Raw genomic sequence first — 18109 nt, forward strand, 5'->3', positions numbered from 1 at the left:
GTACGGCGGACGTACGGCTGCCGCGATCACTTCGCGTGGGATATCGCGTAGATCATGACGAAGGCCACGATGTGGATGCCGAAGAGGAAGTACGCGAGGTACCACCAGACGTAGCGCCGGTTCTTCTTCTCCGCGGCGAGGTGGCGGCGCTCCGCGGAGGGCGCTTCCGACGTCTCGTCCGGCGCCTCGATCGGTATCCCGTCCGGCATCACAGTTCCCGGTGGACCTTGGTGTTCGACGCCTGGGCGCGGGGGCGGACGACGAGGAGGTCGATGTTGACGTGGCTGGGGCGGGTGACGGCCCAGGTGATGGTGTCGGCGACGTCGTCGGCGGTCAGTGGCTCGGCCACGCCCGCGTAGACCTTGGCCGCCTTCTCCGTGTCGCCGCCGAAGCGGGTCAGCGCGAACTCGTCCGTCTTGACCATGCCGGGCGCGACCTCGATGACCCGGACCGGCGTTCCGACGATCTCCAGGCGGAGGGTCTCGGCGAGGACGTGTTCGGCGTGCTTGGCGGCGACATAGCCCGCGCCGCCCTCGTACGTGCCGTGCCCCGCCGTCGACGACAGCACGACGACCGTGCCGTCGCCGCTCGCGGTGAGCGCCGGGAGCAGGGCCTGGGTGATGTTCAGCGTGCCGATGACGTTCGTCTCGTACATCTGGCGCCACTCGGCCGGGTCGCCGGTCGCGACCGGGTCGGCGCCCAGCGCGCCGCCCGCGTTGTTGACCAGGACACCGATCGTCTTGAAGGCGCCGGCGAACTCGTCGACCGCCGCGCGGTCCGTGACGTCCAGCGCGTACGCGGTCGCCTGGTGGCCCGTCGCGTTGATCTCTTCGGCGAGTGCCTCGATGCGGTCCTTGCGGCGGGCGGTCAGCACGACGCGGTAGCCGGCCGCGGCCAGCTGCCGGGCCGTCGCCGCGCCGATGCCGCTGCTCGCGCCGGTGACGACGGCGATACGGGAGGAGGCGGAGGGCACGGCGGACGTCATGGGCTGCTCCTAGGACGTGGCTGACTGGCGTACGTGGTGTGGTCGGTCCTCGTCAGGATAGGCAGGCGGTCGGCGTTCGCGGGGTCGTGGGCTCAGTTGCCGCCGCGCGGCGCGTACATGATCACGGCCATTCCGGCGAGGCAGATGAGGGCGCCGGTCACGTCCCAGCGGTCAGGGCGGTAGCCGTCCGCGACCATGCCCCAGACGAGGGAGCCGGCCACGAACACTCCGCCGTACGCGGCGAGGATGCGGCCGAACTCGGCGTCCGGCTGGAGTGTCGCCACGAAGCCGTAGACGCCGAGCGCCATGACGCCCGCGCCGATCCAGAGCCAGCCGCGGTGCTCGCGCACGCCTTGCCAGACCAGCCAGGCGCCGCCGATCTCGAAGAGCGCGGCGATGACGAAGAGGGCGGCGGAGCGGACGACCAGCATGCCGTCACTCTCGCACGGGCCACTTCCGCCACTTCCGTCACCTGATGGACGGCGCCTGTCGACGGTCTGGGGTGGCATACATCGGGTGATCACGTGAGCGTGAGTGCGTGCGGGCCCCGAGCGAAGGAAGCGACGTCATGCGGATGATGGAGATGCGGATGCGATTGCGGAAGCGGTCGGGGATGCGGTCGGGGATGGGGAATGGCGCGTGGGTGCGGGGCATGGGTGTGGTGGGTGTGGGGGCGGCCCTGGCGATGGGCGGGGCGTCGTCCGTCGGTGCCCTCGCTCCCGAGGCCGATCTCGCCTATCACGGCTCGGTGACCATGGCGGCCGGGCTCGTCGACCTGTGGCTGACCCCGCAGAACCACGGCCCGAGCACCGTCGAGGACGCGACGGTCCGGCTGCGCTGGTCGGCCCCGCTCGCGGATGTGCAGCGGCTGCCGGGCGACTGCGCGCGTTCGGGTGAACGGGAGGTGGTGTGCCGTACGGGGCCGCTGGCGGCGGACGGGCCGGGGGACCGGACGCGGCTGACGGTACGGCTGCTGGGGGAGCCGTCGGAGGTGATGCTGGAGATCGACACGGTGTGGGGCGGCGGTGCGGTCGACCGCAATCACGGCAACGACCGGCAGCGGGTGCTGGTGCTGGACACCGGAGACTCGTACGTGTTCTAGGAGCTGTCCGGTTCGCCGGGTGGTTGTGCTGGTTGCACGTACGATCTTTGTCCGACGTGGGTGAAGCGGCAGCGAAGGGGCGTGCCATGCCAGGGAATGCGCGTGCGCGGCTGCTCGACGAGCTGTCCACCGTCTCGCGCCGCTACATGGCCTCGTACGCGCTCTTCAACCAGGCCCTCGCCGACCGTCTGAAGCTGCACCCCACGGACATGCAGTGCGTGAACCTGCTCAGCCTGGAGGGCGGGCCGGTGACGACCGGCCGGATCGCGGAGCTGACCGGTCTGACGACCGGGTCGGCGACGCGGCTGGTGGACCGGCTGGAGAAGGCGGGCTATGTCGTACGGCAGCGGGACGCCGTCGACCGGCGACGGGTGCTGGTGGCGACCGTGCCGGAGAAGGTCGCCGAGTTCGGGCGGGTGTGGGACCGGCTGGGCGGCGGCTGGTACGCGCTCTTCGACGAGCTGGCGGACGACGAACTGGCCCTGATCATCGGGCACATGCGCCGCACGGTGGACCTGAGCGCGGAGCAGATCGCCCGCCTGCGGGACGGGGACCTTCAGGAGGCCGACGAGGACCGCCCGGAGTCTGCGGAGCCTGCGGACGAGGCGTGGCCGTCGTCGTCGTAGCGCTCCCGCGCCTCGTTGACCTCCTCGATGTGCAGTTCCGCCCAGTCCTTCACGGCGGAGAGCAGTCCGGCGAGGCTGGTGCCCAGGGGGGTCAGTTCGTAGTCGACGCGGACGGGCACGGACGGCGTGACCGTGCGGACCAGGATGCCGTCGCGCTCCAGTGAACGCAGCGTCTGCGTCAGCATCTTGGGGCTGATCCCCGCGAGCTTGCGGCCCAGGTCGCTGTAGCGCATCGACGCCTCGTCCGCCTGGGCGAGCGCGCTGACGACCAGGCTGACCCACTTGTCGCTGATGCGGTCGAGGAGCTGGTTGGTGGGGCAGCTGCGGATGAACGCGTCGTACTCGATCCGCGCCTGCGCGCGCCGCTGTGCCGCGGTCGTGGTCGCCATGACTCACCTCCGGGTGATGTACGCACCTTCAGGTGCCTACTTACCAAAAGAGAGTAGCTCTTCCTAGGGTTGTTGCAACGGGAGAGAAACCCGGGTGAATCAGGTGAATCCACGCGCTGGGCGCGGGAAACAGGGAGAGCCGACATGCGGGCAGTGGTCGTGACGGAGTTCGGTGGGCCGGAAGCGGTGGAGATCGCGGAGGTCGAGGTGCCGGAGCCGGGTGCCCGGCAGATACGGATCAAGGTGGCGGCCGCCGCGCTCAATCCGGTGGACGCCGGGGTGCGCGCGGGTGGCTTCGGGGGCGCGGGGCGGCGGCTCGGACTGGGCTGGGACGTGGCCGGGACGGTGGACGCGGTGGGCGCGGACGCGGGGTGGAGGGTCGGCGACGAGGTGGTGGCGCTGTCGTACGGGGCGGTCAAGTCCCTTGGCACGCACGCCGATCACGTGGTCGTGGGCGCGGACGCGGTGGCCGGGGCGCCGAGCTCGGTGGACCCCGTCCACGCGGCCACCCTGCCCCTCAACGCCCTCACCGCGGACCGGGCCCTGGACCTGCTGGCCCTGGAGCCCGGGCAGAGCCTGGCGGTGACGGGTGCGGCGGGGGCGGTCGGCGGGTACGCCGTCCAACTCGCCGCCCACCGGGGTCTCGTGGTGACGGGGGTGGCCCGCGAGGGCGACGAGGAGCTCGTACGGTCGCTGGGGGCGGCCCACTTCGCGCCGGGTGGCGTGGAGGGCGTGGACGGGGTGCTGGACGCGGCGATTCTGGGCGCGGCGGCGTTGGAGTGGGTGCGGGACGGCGGGGTGTTCGTGGGTGTCATCCCGGGGATGCATCCGGCGTCCGTGCGGGGGGTGCGGACGGACTCGGTGGAGGTGCGCGCCGACGGGGCGCGCCTCGCGGAGCTGGTGGCGCTCGTCGACGAGGGGGTGCTCACGACCCGGGTCGCCGGCACGTACGGGCTGGAGGAGGCGGGGAAGGCGCACGCGCGGCTGGCCGAGGGCGGGCTGCGGGGGCGGCTGGTCCTGATCCCCTGAGTCCGCGGGTGCCCGAAGGGGTCCTGGGGTGATTGCGAAGTCCTGGGTGCTTCTGCCCCTCACCCGTTCGGCTCAACGTTGTCGGGGTGAGGTCGAGCTGTCGTCCCTGCCCGGGGCGGGAGGGTGAAGGCCGCGTGCAGGAACGCGGTCACCCGACTGAGCGCGGCCTCGCCTTCGTCGAGCATCGGGGCGAAAGCCTGGAACAGGTGCGGGACGCCCGGGGTGACCTCGAGTGTGACCGGGACGTCGTCCGCGGCCGCGCGCGCCGCGAGCCTGACCGCGTCGTCGAGCAGCAGCTCGTTCGACCCGGCCTGGATCAGCAGCCGCGGCAGGCCACGCAGGTTCGCGAACACCGGGCTGATCAGCGGATCCGCGGGGTCCGCGGCACCTGTGTAGTCCTTGGCCCGGACCGCGATGGCATCGGGGGTGAACGACGGGTCGACCGCGATCTTGGTCGTCATGCTCGCGCCGCTCAGCGTCAGGTCCGCGTACGGCGAGAAGAGCACGCCGGCGGCCGGCATCGGCAGGTTCTGCTCACGCGCACGCACCAGCAGGGCCCCGGCGAGGCCGGCGCCGGCCGACTCACCGACCACGGCGATCCGCGCCGGGTTGCCGCTTTTGGTCTCGCCGAGCAGGGCGCGGTAGGCGGCCAGGGCGTCGTCCGGCGCGGCCGGGAAGGGGTGCTCGGGCGCGAGCCGGTAGTCGACCAGGATCACCCTCGTCCGGGTCCGGCGGGCGACGTTCGAGGCCAGACCTGCCGAGGTGCGCGCCGAACCGAACACGTAGAAGCCGCCGTGGAACCACAGCAGTGTGCCGTCCGGGGTGACGCCGTCGATGTCGATCTCCAGCACCGGGATCTCGCCCAGTCTGCCGGGGGTGAGCACCACGTCCTCGGGCAGCGGCCGGGAAGTGAGCATCCGGCTGAAGATCTCGCGCTGTTGCACGTGGTCGCCGCCGATGTCGAGCGGGCCGTTGCGGAAGAGGGTGTCGAGCGCTTCGCGCTGCTCTTTACTCATGCCCTCAGCGTTCTGCATCCAGGGACTATGCGGCAATGCCATATGTTGCATACCGTGTATGCGTGCCGCGTATAGATTCGGTGGACCTGAACCTGCTGGCGCCGTTGCACGCGTTGCTCGAGGAGCGGCACGTCTCCCGCGCGGCGGGCCGGCTGCACATGAGCCAGCCCTCGATGAGCAGGGCTCTCCAGCGCTTGCGTGCCACCCTCGGTGACGAGCTGCTCGTGCGCGGGCCCGGCGGATACCGGCTCACCCCTCGGGCCGAGCGGATCCGGGCCGAACTGGAGCACGCACTGCCAAGGCTCGAACACGTCTTCTCCGGTGAGGTGTTCGATCCTGCGACAGCGGCACGTTCGTTCCGCCTGGCCGGGACCGACTACACGGTCTCCGTACTCAGCGGGGCGCTGCTCGCCCGAGTGTTCGAGCAGTCGCCGGGCTCGACCGTGTTCTTCTCGCGCTGGCACCATGCCGTCTTCAGCGACGCCGAGCACGGCATGGTGGACCTGCTCGTCCACGGTGGTTCGGCTCCGCCGCCGCTGCGCTCGCAGGTGCTGTTCGAGGAGGACTACGCCTGCCTGGTCTCCAGCCACCACCCGCTCGCACAACGCTCTGCCGTGTCGCTGCGGGACTATCTGGAGTGCGCGCACATCGTGGTGGACGTCGCCGATGGACGGCAGGGGCACGTCGACCGGTGTCTCGAACTGCTGGGCAGCCCGAGGCGAGCGAGCGTGACCGTGCCCTACCACGCGGCGGCGGCCGCCGCGGTGCCGGGAACCTTGCTGATGGCGACTCTGCCGAGGAGCTTCGCGATCCGGCACGCGTCGCCGGGGAGCACCACCGTCATCCCGGCGCCGAGCGAGATCGGCCCGTTGAGCTGTGCGATGTCCTGGCATCCCCGCCTGGACGACGACGCCGCGCAACGCTGGCTCCGCGACACGATCACCAGCACCACCACGCGGTGAGGCCCGGGGACTCCGTCCCCAGGTTTTGGGTGGGTTTGTCGGCTGCCGGCCGGTGGGGGTTTGGCGCGCAGTTCCCCGCGCCCCTGATGCGGGGGCTTCGCCCCGCGTCCCCTGCCTGCCCGGATTCGTTTGGCTGCGGGGCCGGTGGGGGCTGGTCGCGCAGTTCCCCGCGCCCCTGAAAGCCTCCAGCCCGTCCGGCGTGTGAGAACGAGGCCGATGGGGCGATGGGGCACCGGGGCGCAGCCCCGTGCCCCAGGGGCACGGCTGCGCGCCAAGCCCCCACCCGCCCGCAGCCGAGCCCCCGCCCGCCCCGCAATCGGAGTCGGGTCAGTGGGTGGTGGTTGCGTAGGTGGTGGGGGGTACTCCTACCGTCGCTGTGAAGTCGCGGACGAGGTGGGCCTGGTCGGCGTAGCCGAGGTCGGCGGCGAGGGCGGCCCAGTCGACCGGGCCGGAGGCCTCCGCGCGGGACAGGGCCTCGTGGATCCGGTAGCGCAGGATGATCCACTTCGGGCCGACGCCGACGTACGCGGCGAAGAGCCGTTGCAGGGCCCGTACGGTCATCCCCTCGGCGCGTGCGAAGTCGCCGACGTGCCGGATGGCGCGGTCGCCCCGGATGCGGTCCACCAGGGACATGGCGAGGTCGGCCTGGGGATCCGGGCGCGGACCGAGGCCCAGGAGGAACGCGTCGAGTGCGGCCACGCGCGCGTCCTCGTCGGCGGGGTCGAGGACGGAGGGGACCGTGGCGGCGTCCACCGTGGGAAACACCGTGTGGAGCGCGATGCGCTCGCCCGTGAGTGACGTCAGGGCCCGTCCCGGCGCGAAGGGGCGGAAGCCCCCCGGGCGGAACTGGATCCCGCACACCCGTCCCCGGCCCTCCAGTTTCTGTGTGAACAGGTCGAGGCCGATGCCGGCCACCTCGCCGAAGTCGACGGGGTGCTGACCCGCGTACCTCTGGAAGACGACGTTCACGGACGGGTGCGGGACCACGTGGGAGGCGTACGGCTCGGGCAGGTCCCAGTCGATCAGCCAGTAGTGCTCCAGGTAGGGGCGGAGCGGCTCGGCGGGTTCGCGGCGGCGGAAGCGGACGCGCGCGAAGAGCTCCGCGGCGTCGACGATGCCTCGGGTGTCACGGCGTGGGGCGGCCATGAAGGGATCGTAGGGCGGAGCACTGACAGTCGGGGGCAGAGGCAGCCGGAGGTAGGGGCAGGGGCAGGGGTGAGGAGTCGGGGGTGGGGGGTGCGCGGAATAGCGACGGGGGGTGGATCGTTTGGGGGTATAGTTGAATCGTAAACAACCTGGAGGGTGAGCGACCATGCAGTTCGGAATCTTCAGCGTCGGCGATGTCACGGCGGACCCGACGACCGGCCGTACGCCGACCGAGGCCGAGCGGATCAAGGCCATGGTCGCCATCGCGCAGAAGGCCGAGGAGGTGGGCCTGGACGTGTTCGCGACCGGCGAGCACCACAACCCGCCGTTCGTGCCGTCGTCGCCCACCACGATGCTCGGCTATGTCGCGGCGCGGACCGAGCGGCTGATCCTGTCGACGTCGACCACGCTCATCACCACCAACGACCCGGTGAAGATCGCGGAGGACTTCGCGATGCTGCAGCACCTGGCCGACGGGCGGGTGGACCTGATGATGGGGCGCGGGAACACCGGGCCGGTGTATCCCTGGTTCGGGCAGGACATCCGCCAGGGCATCAACCTGGCCGTGGAGAACTACGCGCTGCTGCGCCGGCTGTGGCGCGAGGACGTGGTGACGTGGGAGGGCAAGTTCCGCACGCCGCTGCAGTCGTTCACCTCGACGCCGCGTCCGCTGGACGGGGTGCCCCCGTTCGTGTGGCACGGCTCGATCCGGTCGCCGGAGATAGCCGAGCAGGCCGCGTACTACGGTGACGGCTTCTTCCACAACAACATCTTCTGGCCGGCCGACCACACCCAGCGGATGGTCGAGCTCTACCGGGAGCGGTACGCGCACTACGGGCACGGCACGCCCGAGCAGGCGATCGTCGGTCTCGGCGGGCAGGTGTTCATGCGGAAGAACTCCCAGGACGCGGTGCGCGAGTTCCGCCCGTACTTCGACAACGCGCCGGTCTACGGGCACGGTCCCTCCCTGGAGGAGTTCACCGACCAGACCCCGCTGACCGTCGGCTCCCCGCAGGAGGTCATCGAGAAGACCCTGGCCTTCCGCGAGTACGCCGGTGACTACCAGCGCCAGCTGTTCCTGGTGGACCACGCCGGGCTGCCGCTGAAGACGGTCCTCGAGCAGCTCGACCTGCTCGGCGAGGAGGTCGTCCCGGTGCTGCGCGAGGAGTTCGCCAAGGGGCGCCCGGCGGATGTGCCGGACGCGCCGACCCACCAGTCCCTGCTCAAGGCTCAGGAAGTGAGCGTCGCATGAAGCTCGTCGTCGTCTCGGCGGGGCTGAGCGTCCCCTCGTCGACCCGGCTGCTGGCCGACCGGCTGGCCGCCGCCACCGGCCGGTACACGTCCGTCGACGTCCAGGTCGTCGAACTGCGCGACCTGGCCGTCGAGATCGCCCACAACTTCACCACCGGCTTTCCCGGGCGGGCCCTGTCCGCGGCCCTGGAGGCGGTGACGGAGGCGGACGGGCTGATCGTGGTCACCCCGGTGTTCTCCGCCTCCTACAGCGGCCTGTTCAAGTCCTTCTTCGACGTACTGGACCAGGACGCGCTCACCGGCAAGCCGGTCCTGATCGCCGCGACCGGCGGCTCCGCCCGCCACTCCCTCGTCCTCGAACACGCCCTGCGTCCCCTCTTCGCCTACCTGCGCGCCGTGGTCGTCCCGACCGCGGTCTACGCGGCCTCGGAGGACTGGGGCGCGGAAGGCCTGGCCGAGCGGATCGACCGCGCGGCGGGCGAACTGGGGAGGCTCATGGAAGGCCTGGGCTCCGGGGCCGGGGCTGAGACCGGGGCTGTGCGAAGGGCCGACGCGGCGGATGCGGCGGAAAGGGCGGACGCGTCGATGGCCGTGGACACCGACACCGCCGCCGCCATCGCGCCGCGCGCGCTCGACGGGGCCCTCGCCTCGGCCGACAGGTTCACCGTCATCCCCTTCGAGCAGCAGCTCGCCGCGCTGCGGCCGTAGGGGGAGCAGGCCGTAAAGGCCAAAAGAGGGGGTGGGCCGCCACCGTCCTGCGCTTCCGGCCCACCCCCTCCGCACCGGCCGGACCCCTACTGGGGGATTCGCGGGTCCGCCCGTCCTGACATACGGGACAGACTGACCGGGCGAGGTAAGGCGCGCGCGGGAGGAGGGGTGAGAGGCCGGTAAGAAGCCCACCCCCACCACCGCCCACCAGGTGGTACCCGGCCGGCGGCTTGGCAGACTGGTGGGGTGCCCCAGAATGTGCTGCTCGCCGAGGACGACCGTGCCATCCGCCATGCCCTGGAAAGGGCACTGACACTGGAGGGCTACGCGGTGACGGCCGTCGCCGACGGCGTGGAGGCGCTGGCCCAGGCCCACCGCACGCCACCGGACGTCCTCGTCCTGGACGTGATGATGCCCGGTATCGACGGGCTGCAGGTGTGCCGCGTGCTGCGCGCGGAGGGGGACCGTACGCCGATCCTGATGCTCACCGCACTGGTCGAGACGGCCGACCGCATCGCGGGCCTGGACGCCGGGGCCGACGACTACGTGGTCAAGCCGTTCGACGTGGAGGAGGTCTTCGCCCGGCTGCGGGCCCTGCTCCGCCGGACCCTTCCGGTGAACGGCACCCCCGCAGACGTACCGGCGTCGTCGCCGTCGGTGTCCGCGTCCGCGTCGAAGGAGGCGGCGGGGCAGATCTCCGCGGCCGGGCTGCGCATGGACATCCAGGCACGCCGCGCCTGGCGCGGACAGCGCGAGCTGGAGCTCACCCGCACCGAGTTCGAGCTGCTCGAACTACTCGTCCGCAACGCGGGCATCGTCCTCGACCACGCCACGATCTACGACCGCATCTGGGGCTACGACTTCGGTCCCGGCTCCAAGAACCTCGCCGTGTACGTGGGATATCTGCGGCGCAAGCTCGACGAGCCGGGGGCACCGGCGCTGATCCACACCGTCCGGGGCGTGGGGTATGTGCTGAGGGAGGACTGAGTGCCCCCCCGATGGCTCACGGGGCTGCGGCCCCGGCGGGTGTCCTCCCTGCGGGCCACCTTCACCCTGTCCTTCGCCGCCGTGGCCGCCGCGGTCACCGTCCTCGTCGGATTCCTGAGTTACGACGCCGCCGCCCGGCTGGTGCGGGTGGACCAGCAGACCGTCTTCTCCGGGGTCGTGCAGGACCTGCGGGTCCAGGTGCGCGAGACGGCGTTGGACCCGGGTGATTTCTCGTCGTCCGACCCCGATCACGACGGGCCCCTGGACGACATCATCCGGCCCGCTCGAACGGATGTGCAGGTGCTCGGGCGCGGTGGGGTGATATCCGACCGCGGGAACCCCGCGCTGCCCGTGACCGCCGCCGACCGGCGGACAGCCGCGTCCGCCACCGCGGGCAAGTGGGTGGAGCACGGGGAGGTCGACGTCGCCGGCGACCGCTACCGGGTGGCGACCGTCGCGCTCGGCGGCGGGCGGGGCGCGGTGCAGGTGGCCCAGCAGTTCAGCGACACCGAGGATCTGTTGCGGGAGCTGCAGCAGCGGACCGTGCTCCTTGTGGGAGCGGTGGTGATCGCGTCGGGGCTGTTCGGCTGGTGGCTGGCGCGGCGCATCACCCGGCGGCTGGTGCGGCTGGCCGGGGCCGCGGAGGACGTGGCGCGCACCGGGCGGCTCGGCATCCAGGTGCCGGTGGCGGGATACGACGAGGTGGCCCGCCTCGGCCGCTCCTTCGACCGGATGCTCGGCCGGCTCGCGCAGTCCGAGGAGGACCAGCGTCGGCTGGTCCAGGACGCGGGCCATGAACTCCGTACGCCGCTGACCTCGCTGCGCACGAACATCTCCATGCTGCGCCGCATCGACGAGCTGCCGCCCGACGCCCGCGAGGAACTGGTCGCCGACCTGGCACAGGAGTCCCGTGAGCTGACCGACCTCGTCAACGAGCTGGTGGCGCTCGCGGCCGGGCGGTCCGACACCGAGCCCGTGCAGCGGATCGACCTGGCCGATCTCGCGGAGGACGTGGCGATCGCCTCGCGGCGCCGCACCGGGCGGGACATCCTCGTCCGGGTGGGCGGTGACACGACGGTCGACGGCCGTCCCACGGCGCTCCAGCGGGCGATATCCAACCTGGTGGAGAACGCGGCCAAGTTCGACCGCGAGGGCAAGGCGCCGATCGAGATCGCGGTCACCGGTCCGGTGCGCCCCGGCGTCGGGGTGGGCGGCGGTCTTCCCGGCAGCGTCCGGATCGAGGTCCTCGACCGGGGTCCGGGCGTGGTCGAGGGCGATCTCGTCCGGGTCTTCGACCGTTTCTACCGCGCCACCGACGCCCGCAGCCTGCCCGGTTCCGGGCTCGGTCTGTCCATCGTCCGTGAGGTGGCCACCGGCCACGGCGGAGCGCCGTTCGCCTTCCGGCGGGAGGGGGGAGGCGCGGTCATCGGCTTCACAGTGAGCGCGGACTACCCGACGGAGGAGGACTGACGGGCGGACAGCGCCCTGAAGGGGTGCGGGGAACCGCGCGACCAGCCACGACGGACCCGCAGGTGGCGTACCGCGCTTTCGGCGGAGTGCCTAGGGCCTGTCCGGCGGATCATGCCGCAGACGCGGGGCTTGGCACGCACTCCCCCAAGCTCTTCGAGCAGGGGGTGCCCCCAGCCGCGTTGTCGTCACTCGCCGACTCCCCCAAGCTCTCGGCTTCACTCGAGCAGGGGGGACCCCCATCGCGTCGACTCCCTCCTCCGCCTTGCAGCTGCACGCACCAAGCCCCGCTCACCAGCGTTCACGAGGCACCGCTCGTTGCCTGCGACCTGATCCGCCGGACAGGCCCTAGCCGACGTGTACGCGCGGTCGGCGGGAGCGGTCGGGTTCGGCCTCGCGCAGGACCTCCCGGGTGACGGGGGCGACCTCGCCCTGGCCGAAGAGGAAGAAGCGCAGGAAGTTGGTGAAGGGGTCGCCCTCGGTCCACTCGAAGTAGATGTGCGGGGTGCAGCCGGTGCGGTCGCGGACGTACAGGAGCAGGGCGGCCAGGGCGTTGGGGATGGAGGAGGACTCCAGGGTCAGGACGCGGTAGCGGCCGTGGAGCACCTCGCCGCGTACGGTCAGGCCCGCCTCGAATTCCGAGGGGTCCAGGACGGTGACCTCGACGAAGACGAAGTCCTCCTGGGCCGGGAGGTCGTTGTCGGCGCGGATCTGCTCGATCTTCTCGCGGTACTCGGCCTTGTCGCGGTTGTCGGGTTCGTTGGCGATGAACCGGATCCGGCGGCTGGCTATGTCGCGTACGAACCGGTCCGCCATGTCGTCCAGGCTCACGCTGGTCACCCGCAGTTCGAAGGCGCGGGCCAGCCGGGAGAGCAGCGAGACGAGGATGATGCCGGCGATGAAGCAGGCGCCGATCTTGACGCCGTCGGGGCGTTCGATGACGTTGACGACGGTCGTGTAGAGGAAGACCGCGGAGATGACGGCGAAGGCGATGGTCCAGTTGCGCTGGCCGGCCTTGCGCGCGGCGATGGTCACGGCGATCGCGGCGGAGCTGATGAGGACGAGGACACCGGTGGCGTAGGCGCCGCCCTGCGCGTCGACGTCGGCGTTGAAGATCCAGGTGACCAGGAACGCGACCAGGGTGAAGACGATCACCATGGGGCGGACGGCGCGTGCCCAGTGTGGGGCCATGCCGTAGCGGGGGAGGTAGCGGGGCATGAGGTTGAGCAGTCCGGCCATGGCGGAGGCGCCCGCGAACCACAGGATGGCGATGGTCGACACGTCGTAGACCGTGCCGAAGGCGCCGCCGAGGTATTCGTGCGCGAGATAGGCGAGGGCGCGGCCGTTGGCCTGGCCGCCGGACTTGAACTCCTGCTCCGGGATGAGGAGCGTGGTGATGAAGCTGGTGAAGATGAGGAAGACGCTCATGATCACGGCGGCGGTGGTCAGCAGCTTCTTGGTGTCCCGGATGCGGCCGGCCGGCTTCGCGTCGGTGTCGGTGGCGTCGCCCTGGACGTGCGGCATGACGGCGACGCCGGTCTCGAAGCCGGAGAGGCCGAGGGCCAGCTTGGGGAAGACCAGGAGGGCGACCCCGACCATCGCGAAAACGTTTCCGTGCTGGGTGGTCAGAGCGCTGGTCCAGTCGGTGATCACATGTTCGGCGGTCGCCACGTGCCACAGGCCCACGACCACGACCACGACGTTGAGCGCGAGATAGATCCCCACCAGGACGACGGCGACGCCGATCGCCTCCAGGAAGCCCTTGAGGAACACCGCGCCGAGCAGGGCCACCAGGATGAGCGTGATCAGCATCTGCTGGTCGTGCAGCGTGCTGGTGAGATGGGGGTTCTCGACCAGGTGGGTGGAGGCGTCGGCCGCCGACAGGGTGATGGTGATCAGGAAGTCGGTGGCGGCGAAGCCCAGCAGGGTCAGGACGAACAGCTTGCCCTTCCAGAACGACAGCAGCCGCTCCAGCATCGCGATCGAGCCCTCGCCGCGCGGGCTCTCCTCGGCCACCCGCCGGTAGACGGGCAGTGCGCCCGTCAGGGTGACGATGACGAGCACGATGGTCGCGATGGGCGAGAGGAGTCCGGCGGCCAGGGCCGCGATGCCGGGCTGGTAGCCCAGTGTCGAGAAGTAGTCGACGCCGGTCAGGCACATCACCCGCCACCAGCGCTGCCCCTGGTGCACGGGCTCCGGCGGGGCGTGTGGGCCCTGCGGGGTCTTGCCCATGTCGGACAGTCCCTCGAGCATCCACGCGCGCAGCCGGCTCGTACCCGTCGTACCTCTGGTACGAGCGTGGTCGGTGGTGGCCATCGGGGTGCTCCTGACGTGCTGCCCGGCGTCGTGCCCATGGTGATCCGATTGTGGTCACTGGGAGAGGGAACGGCAGGGCGGGCGGACATTACGGCGAACGGGGGACGGCGGTGCGGTCGCGGGGGTGGCAGCCCCCGGTGCGGCATCGCGGTCCGGCACTCCGGTCGGCCCCCCGACCACGAGAATGCCGTGCTTTCGCACACATGGTCGGCCGAAGGCGTCAAGGCCGCGTCAAAGTCGTCCGGTGTGACATCAGGGGCCCATCAAGGTTCGGTGTGTGTGAGTGGAGCGGTCGCAGACTGTGCACGGCACGGGGGACACGGACGAGCGTCCGTGGCGTGCCGATGGAGGGGCTCGTGGCTGTCACGACCGGTACCACGCACAGTCCCGCGGCGCGAGCCGCGACCACGCACAGTCCGGCGCGAGCCGGCACCGTCGGAGCGCCACCGCGTGTGGCGAGCGCCCCCTCCGGGGGTGGGCGCCGGCCTCGGCCCAGGCGCGGGGGGCCGCGATCGAGACGCCCCCGACGCGCCGGGCGGCCCCGAAGTCCCCGGCTGCCTCTCCGCCTCGCACCCCGAAGAGCCGCCACCGCCCTGCACCGCCGTTTCTGGGCGACCCTGCCCGCGCGACTGCGGCTGCTGCGGACCGTCACCCTCCTGCTGACCGTCGCCCTCGCCCTGCTGCTCGGGCTGGCCGGACTCGCCGCCACCGGCACCTGGGACACGGTCGCGGGCCGCGACGCACCCCGCACCACCAGCGCCGCCGACCTGAACCTCGCCCTGAACGACATGGACGCGCAGGCCGCCAACCTCCTGCTGGCCGGCGGCGACGGGGGCAAGGGACGCCTGGCGACGCCGTACGAGAAGGCGGTCGGCTTCTACGGGGACGCGCGCCGCGCGATCGGCCACGACCTGCGCACCCTCGCCGTCGCCGCCCAGGGCGACGCCGCCGACGAGCACACCGTGGAGTCGCTCACCGACGACTTCGCCGAGTACCAGGAGCTGATCGGCCGCGCGCTGGAGAACGACGACCGCGCCGGCGGCAGACCGGCCGCCCTCGTCGACTACCGCGAGGCCACCGATCTCCTCCAGGCCCAGCTCCTGCCGAGCGCGAGGAAGCTGGTGGACTCCAACGACAGCGCCTTCGACCGGCAGTACGACCAGGCCCGTTCGGTCCTCTCGGCCCAGCTTGCCGCCGTCCTCGTGCTCGGCGCGCTGCTGCTCGCCGCCCTCGGCGTCCTCCAGTGGTACCTGGCCCGCCGCTTCCACCGGATCCTCAACCCCGGCGTGCTGGCCGCCACCGTCTGCGCGCTGCTCGCCGTGCTCCTCGGCGGCCAGGCGCTCGCCGCCTCCGCCGACCGGCTGTACGGCGCCCGCCGCGACGCCTTCGACTCCGTCGTCGCCCTCTCCCGCGCCCGCGCGATCGCCTACGACGCGAACGCCGACGAGAGCCGCTACCTGCTGGACCCCGAGCGCCGCGAACAGTACGCGCAGGCGTTCCTCGCCAAGTCGCAGCAGCTGTACGGGATGAAGGGCGCGCGTCTCGACTCGTACGACTTCGGGCTCGCCACGACCTGGAAGGAGTACCGCGCCGACCACCACACCCTCGACTTCGGCGGCGAGTTCGCGCGTGAGCTCGCCAACCTCACCTTCCCCGGCGAACGGACCGCGGCGGAGCGGACGGTGGACGCGTACGCCGTCTACCAGCGCGACGACCGGAGGATCCGGGCCCTGGTCGCGCAGGGCAAGGAGCGCGAGGCCGTCGCGTTCTGCATGGGCTGGGAGCCGGGCACGTCCAACGCCCACTTCGGGGCCTGGATGAGGGCGCTGGACCAGGTGACGGACATCAACCGGCGGCACTTCACGGCGGCGGTCCGCGCGGGCCGCTTCGAGGCCACCGGACTGCTCCCGTGGACGTGCGGTCTGCTGCTCGGCGCGGGTGCGCTGATCCTGCTGGGGCTGCGACCGAGGCTCGCCGAGTTCCGCTGAACCGGGGTCCGCTGAACGGGCGTGCGCTGAGCGGGGGTGCGCCGAGCCGGGTTCCGCCGAGGGCGCGTCACCGGTGCCGGGTGCCCGCCCGGGGCGTCGGCCCCTGCGGTTCCCCCCGCCGGAAGGACCCCGGCGCCCTGGCCGCGGGCCGGTCGGCGTGGGCCGAGGACGTCAGCTGCCACGGCACGCTCGTGACCATGACCCCCGGCGTGAACAGGAGCCGGTTCTTCAGCCACAGCGCCGACTGGTTGTGCAGGAGGTTCTCCCACCAGTGTCCGACGACGTACTCGGGGATGAAGACGGCGACGATGTCCCGCGGGCTCTCGCGGCGGATCGAGCGGACGTACTCCACGACAGGCCGGGTCACCTCGCGGTACGGCGAGTCGATGATCTTCAGTGGGATGTCGATGCCGTACTCCTCCCAGCGCCTGAGCAGCGCCGCCGCCTCGGCACGGTCGACGGAGACCGTCAGGGCCTCCAGCCGGTCGGGGCGGAAGGCGTGCGCGTAGGCGAGGGCACGGAGGGTCGGCTTGTGCAGGGTGGAGACCAGTACGATCCCCAGCACGCGTGAAGGAAGGGTGAGTTCGCCCTTCGGGTCGGTCACCGCCAGTTCCGCCGACGTGGCGTCGTAATGGCGCCGGATGCCGCGCATCATCACCCAGAGCACGATCGCCGCGAGTACGGCGAGCCACGCGCCCTCCGTGAACTTGGTGGCCAGCACGATCACCAGGACCAGGCCGGTGACGACCGCGCCGAGTGCGTTGATCACGCGGGCCGTGTGGTGGCGGCGGCGCGGCGCCGGGTCGCGTTCCGTGCGCAGCTCGCTGTTCCAGTGCCGGACCATGCCCAGCTGGGAGAGTGTGAAGGCGGTGAACACGCCCAGGATGTAGAGGTGGATGAGGCTGGTGACGTTCGCCTTGAAGCCCCACAACAGCAGAGCCGCGACGATCGCGAGCGCCAGGATGCCGTTGGAGAACGCGAGCCGGTCGCCCCGGTTGTGCAACTGGTGCGGAAGGTAACGGTGTTGGGCCAGGATGGACGCGAGCAGGGGGAAGCCGTTGAAGGCCGTGTTCGCGGCCAGGATCAGGACCAGCGCGGTCGCCGCCTGGATGACGTAGAAGCCGACGCTGTGCTCGCCGCCGAAGACCGCCGCCGCGATCTGCGCGATCACCGTGCGCTGGGTGTACGAGCCGCAGTCGCCGGTGAGCCCCGTCAGCCGGCACGCGTCGTCCGTGATGTGCACCTTGGTGATCAGCGCCAGCGCGGTGACGCCCACGAACATGACGATCGCGAGGGCGCCCATCGCGGTCAGTGTCTCGGCCGCGTTCCTCGACTTGGGCTTGCGGAAGGCCGGTACGCCGTTGGAGATGGCCTCCACCCCGGTCAGCGCCGTACAGCCGGAGGAGAACGCGCGCAGCACCAGCATCAGCAGGGCGAGACCCGTCAGGTGCGCGTCCGAGGGGTCCGGCGCGACGCCGTAGCGGGCGCTCTCGGCGACCGGCGCGTCCCCGAGGGCGTAGCGGATCAGGCCCGTGACCACCATGACGAGCACACCGCTGATGAACAGGTACGTCGGTGCGGCGAAGGCGCGTCCCGACTCCCGGACGCCCCGCAGGTTCATCGCCGTCAGGACCGCCACGAAGCCGATCGCCATCAGAACGCGGTGGTCGGCGAGGCGTGGGACGGCGGAGATGATGTTGTCGACGCCGGAGGCGACCGAGACGGCCACCGTCATGACGTAGTCGACGAGGAGCGAGGCGGCGACGACCAGTCCGGCGGTCGGGCCGAGGTTCGTCGACACCACCTCGTACGAGCCGCCGCCGCTCGGGTAGGCGTGCACCACCTGGCGGTACGACAGCACCACGACCGTCATCAGCGCCACGACCGCGGCCGCGATCCACGGGGTGAAGTGCAGGTAGGCAAGGCCGCCCAGGGTGAGGACCAGCAGGATCTCCTGGGTCGCGTACGCCACCGAGGACAGCGGGTCCGAGGCGAAGATCGGCAGGGCGAGCCGCTTGGGCAGCAGCGTCTCGTGCAGCTCTTCGCTGCGCATGGCCCGGCCGATCACCAGCCGCTTGAGGATCCCCGTGACGTTGAACACGGGCGGAGGGTAAGCCGGGGGAGGGGCCGGGAAGGG

General features: G+C 71.5%; 17 protein-coding genes. 9 read left to right on the forward strand and 8 right to left on the reverse strand.

Features of this window, described 5'->3' with window-relative positions:
- Positions 1-26: 26 nt before the first annotated feature.
- The 3 genes from OG798_RS30620 to OG798_RS30630 form a co-directional block, all read right to left on the reverse strand.
- On the reverse strand, positions 27-212 hold the full coding sequence (locus tag OG798_RS30620; RefSeq protein ID WP_373558951.1) for a hypothetical protein: 186 nt from the start codon (positions 210-212) through the stop codon (positions 27-29).
- Positions 209-985: an SDR family NAD(P)-dependent oxidoreductase gene (locus tag OG798_RS30625; RefSeq protein ID WP_095853240.1), complete on the reverse strand. Its 777-nt coding sequence runs from the start codon at positions 983-985 to the stop codon at positions 209-211. The genes OG798_RS30620 and OG798_RS30625 overlap by 4 nt, the downstream gene beginning before the upstream one ends.
- Positions 986-1077: 92 nt before the next feature.
- Positions 1078-1416 carry a YnfA family protein gene (locus tag OG798_RS30630; protein WP_121415400.1) on the reverse strand — a complete coding sequence of 113 codons (339 nt, stop codon included), beginning with the start codon at positions 1414-1416 and terminating at the stop codon, positions 1078-1080.
- A gap of 194 nt (positions 1417-1610) precedes the next feature.
- Between OG798_RS30630 and OG798_RS30635 the strand changes: the two genes are divergently transcribed.
- A complete protein-coding gene (locus OG798_RS30635) occupies positions 1611-2087 on the forward strand; it encodes a hypothetical protein (RefSeq protein ID WP_257038890.1) in 477 nt (158 codons plus the stop codon).
- A gap of 86 nt (positions 2088-2173) precedes the next feature.
- On the forward strand, positions 2174-2713 hold the full coding sequence (locus OG798_RS30640) for a MarR family winged helix-turn-helix transcriptional regulator (RefSeq protein ID WP_095853239.1): 540 nt from the start codon (positions 2174-2176) through the stop codon (positions 2711-2713).
- On the opposite strand, the gene OG798_RS30645 is transcribed toward OG798_RS30640, so the two are convergent.
- Positions 2644-3102, reverse strand: a complete 459-nt coding sequence (locus OG798_RS30645) for a winged helix-turn-helix transcriptional regulator (RefSeq protein WP_095853238.1) — start codon at positions 3100-3102, stop codon at positions 2644-2646. The genes OG798_RS30640 and OG798_RS30645 overlap by 70 nt on opposite strands.
- A 144-nt stretch (positions 3103-3246) precedes the next feature.
- Here OG798_RS30645 and OG798_RS30650 point away from each other — a divergent pair, with 144 nt between their 5' ends.
- Positions 3247-4131: an NADP-dependent oxidoreductase gene (locus OG798_RS30650; protein ID WP_328758001.1), complete on the forward strand. Its 885-nt coding sequence runs from the start codon at positions 3247-3249 to the stop codon at positions 4129-4131.
- Between the two features lie 59 nt (positions 4132-4190).
- Here the strand turns inward: OG798_RS30650 and OG798_RS30655 are convergent, their stop codons facing one another.
- A complete protein-coding gene (locus OG798_RS30655; RefSeq protein WP_267062539.1) occupies positions 4191-5147 on the reverse strand; it encodes an alpha/beta hydrolase fold domain-containing protein in 957 nt (318 codons plus the stop codon).
- 62 nt (positions 5148-5209) lie between these two features.
- Here OG798_RS30655 and OG798_RS30660 point away from each other — a divergent pair, with 62 nt between their 5' ends.
- On the forward strand, positions 5210-6109 hold the full coding sequence (locus OG798_RS30660; RefSeq protein ID WP_121415397.1) for a LysR family transcriptional regulator: 900 nt from the start codon (positions 5210-5212) through the stop codon (positions 6107-6109).
- 327 nt (positions 6110-6436) lie between these two features.
- On the opposite strand, the gene OG798_RS30665 is transcribed toward OG798_RS30660, so the two are convergent.
- Complete coding sequence (locus OG798_RS30665; RefSeq protein ID WP_095853234.1) at positions 6437-7255, reverse strand: helix-turn-helix domain-containing protein; 819 nt, start codon at positions 7253-7255, stop codon at positions 6437-6439.
- A gap of 166 nt (positions 7256-7421) precedes the next feature.
- On the opposite strand from OG798_RS30665, the gene OG798_RS30670 reads away from it, so the two are divergent.
- The 4 genes from OG798_RS30670 to OG798_RS30685 all read left to right on the forward strand — a co-directional run bounded on the left by OG798_RS30670 (position 7422) and on the right by OG798_RS30685 (position 11671).
- Positions 7422-8507 (forward strand): LLM class flavin-dependent oxidoreductase, encoded by a 1086-nt coding sequence (locus tag OG798_RS30670; RefSeq protein ID WP_054232090.1) that lies wholly within the window; start codon positions 7422-7424, stop codon positions 8505-8507.
- Complete coding sequence (locus OG798_RS30675) at positions 8504-9214, forward strand: FMN reductase (protein ID WP_121415396.1); 711 nt, start codon at positions 8504-8506, stop codon at positions 9212-9214. Before OG798_RS30670 ends, OG798_RS30675 begins: the two co-directional genes overlap by 4 nt.
- A 246-nt stretch (positions 9215-9460) precedes the next feature.
- Positions 9461-10201, forward strand: a complete 741-nt coding sequence (locus tag OG798_RS30680) for a response regulator transcription factor (RefSeq protein WP_121415395.1) — start codon at positions 9461-9463, stop codon at positions 10199-10201.
- The gene (locus OG798_RS30685) at positions 10202-11671 is read left to right on the forward strand and encodes a sensor histidine kinase (protein WP_095853231.1); all 1470 of its coding nucleotides are present in this window, start codon (positions 10202-10204) and stop codon (positions 11669-11671) included.
- A 345-nt stretch (positions 11672-12016) separates the two neighbouring features.
- On the opposite strand, the gene OG798_RS30690 is transcribed toward OG798_RS30685, so the two are convergent.
- Positions 12017-13984, reverse strand: a complete 1968-nt coding sequence (locus OG798_RS30690; RefSeq protein WP_267062540.1) for an amino acid transporter — start codon at positions 13982-13984, stop codon at positions 12017-12019.
- A gap of 356 nt (positions 13985-14340) precedes the next feature.
- On the opposite strand from OG798_RS30690, the gene OG798_RS30695 reads away from it, so the two are divergent.
- Positions 14341-15972, forward strand: a complete 1632-nt coding sequence (locus OG798_RS30695) for a hypothetical protein (protein ID WP_147474176.1) — start codon at positions 14341-14343, stop codon at positions 15970-15972.
- Between the two features lie 67 nt (positions 15973-16039).
- Here OG798_RS30695 and OG798_RS30700 read toward each other — a convergent pair whose 3' ends face one another.
- Positions 16040-18025 (reverse strand): APC family permease, encoded by a 1986-nt coding sequence (locus tag OG798_RS30700; RefSeq protein ID WP_438948426.1) that lies wholly within the window; start codon positions 18023-18025, stop codon positions 16040-16042.
- Between the last annotated feature and the right edge of the window lie 84 nt (positions 18026-18109).

It is taken from the genome of Streptomyces sp. NBC_00271, assembly GCF_036178845.1.
Lineage (GTDB): Bacteria > Actinomycetota > Actinomycetes > Streptomycetales > Streptomycetaceae > Streptomyces.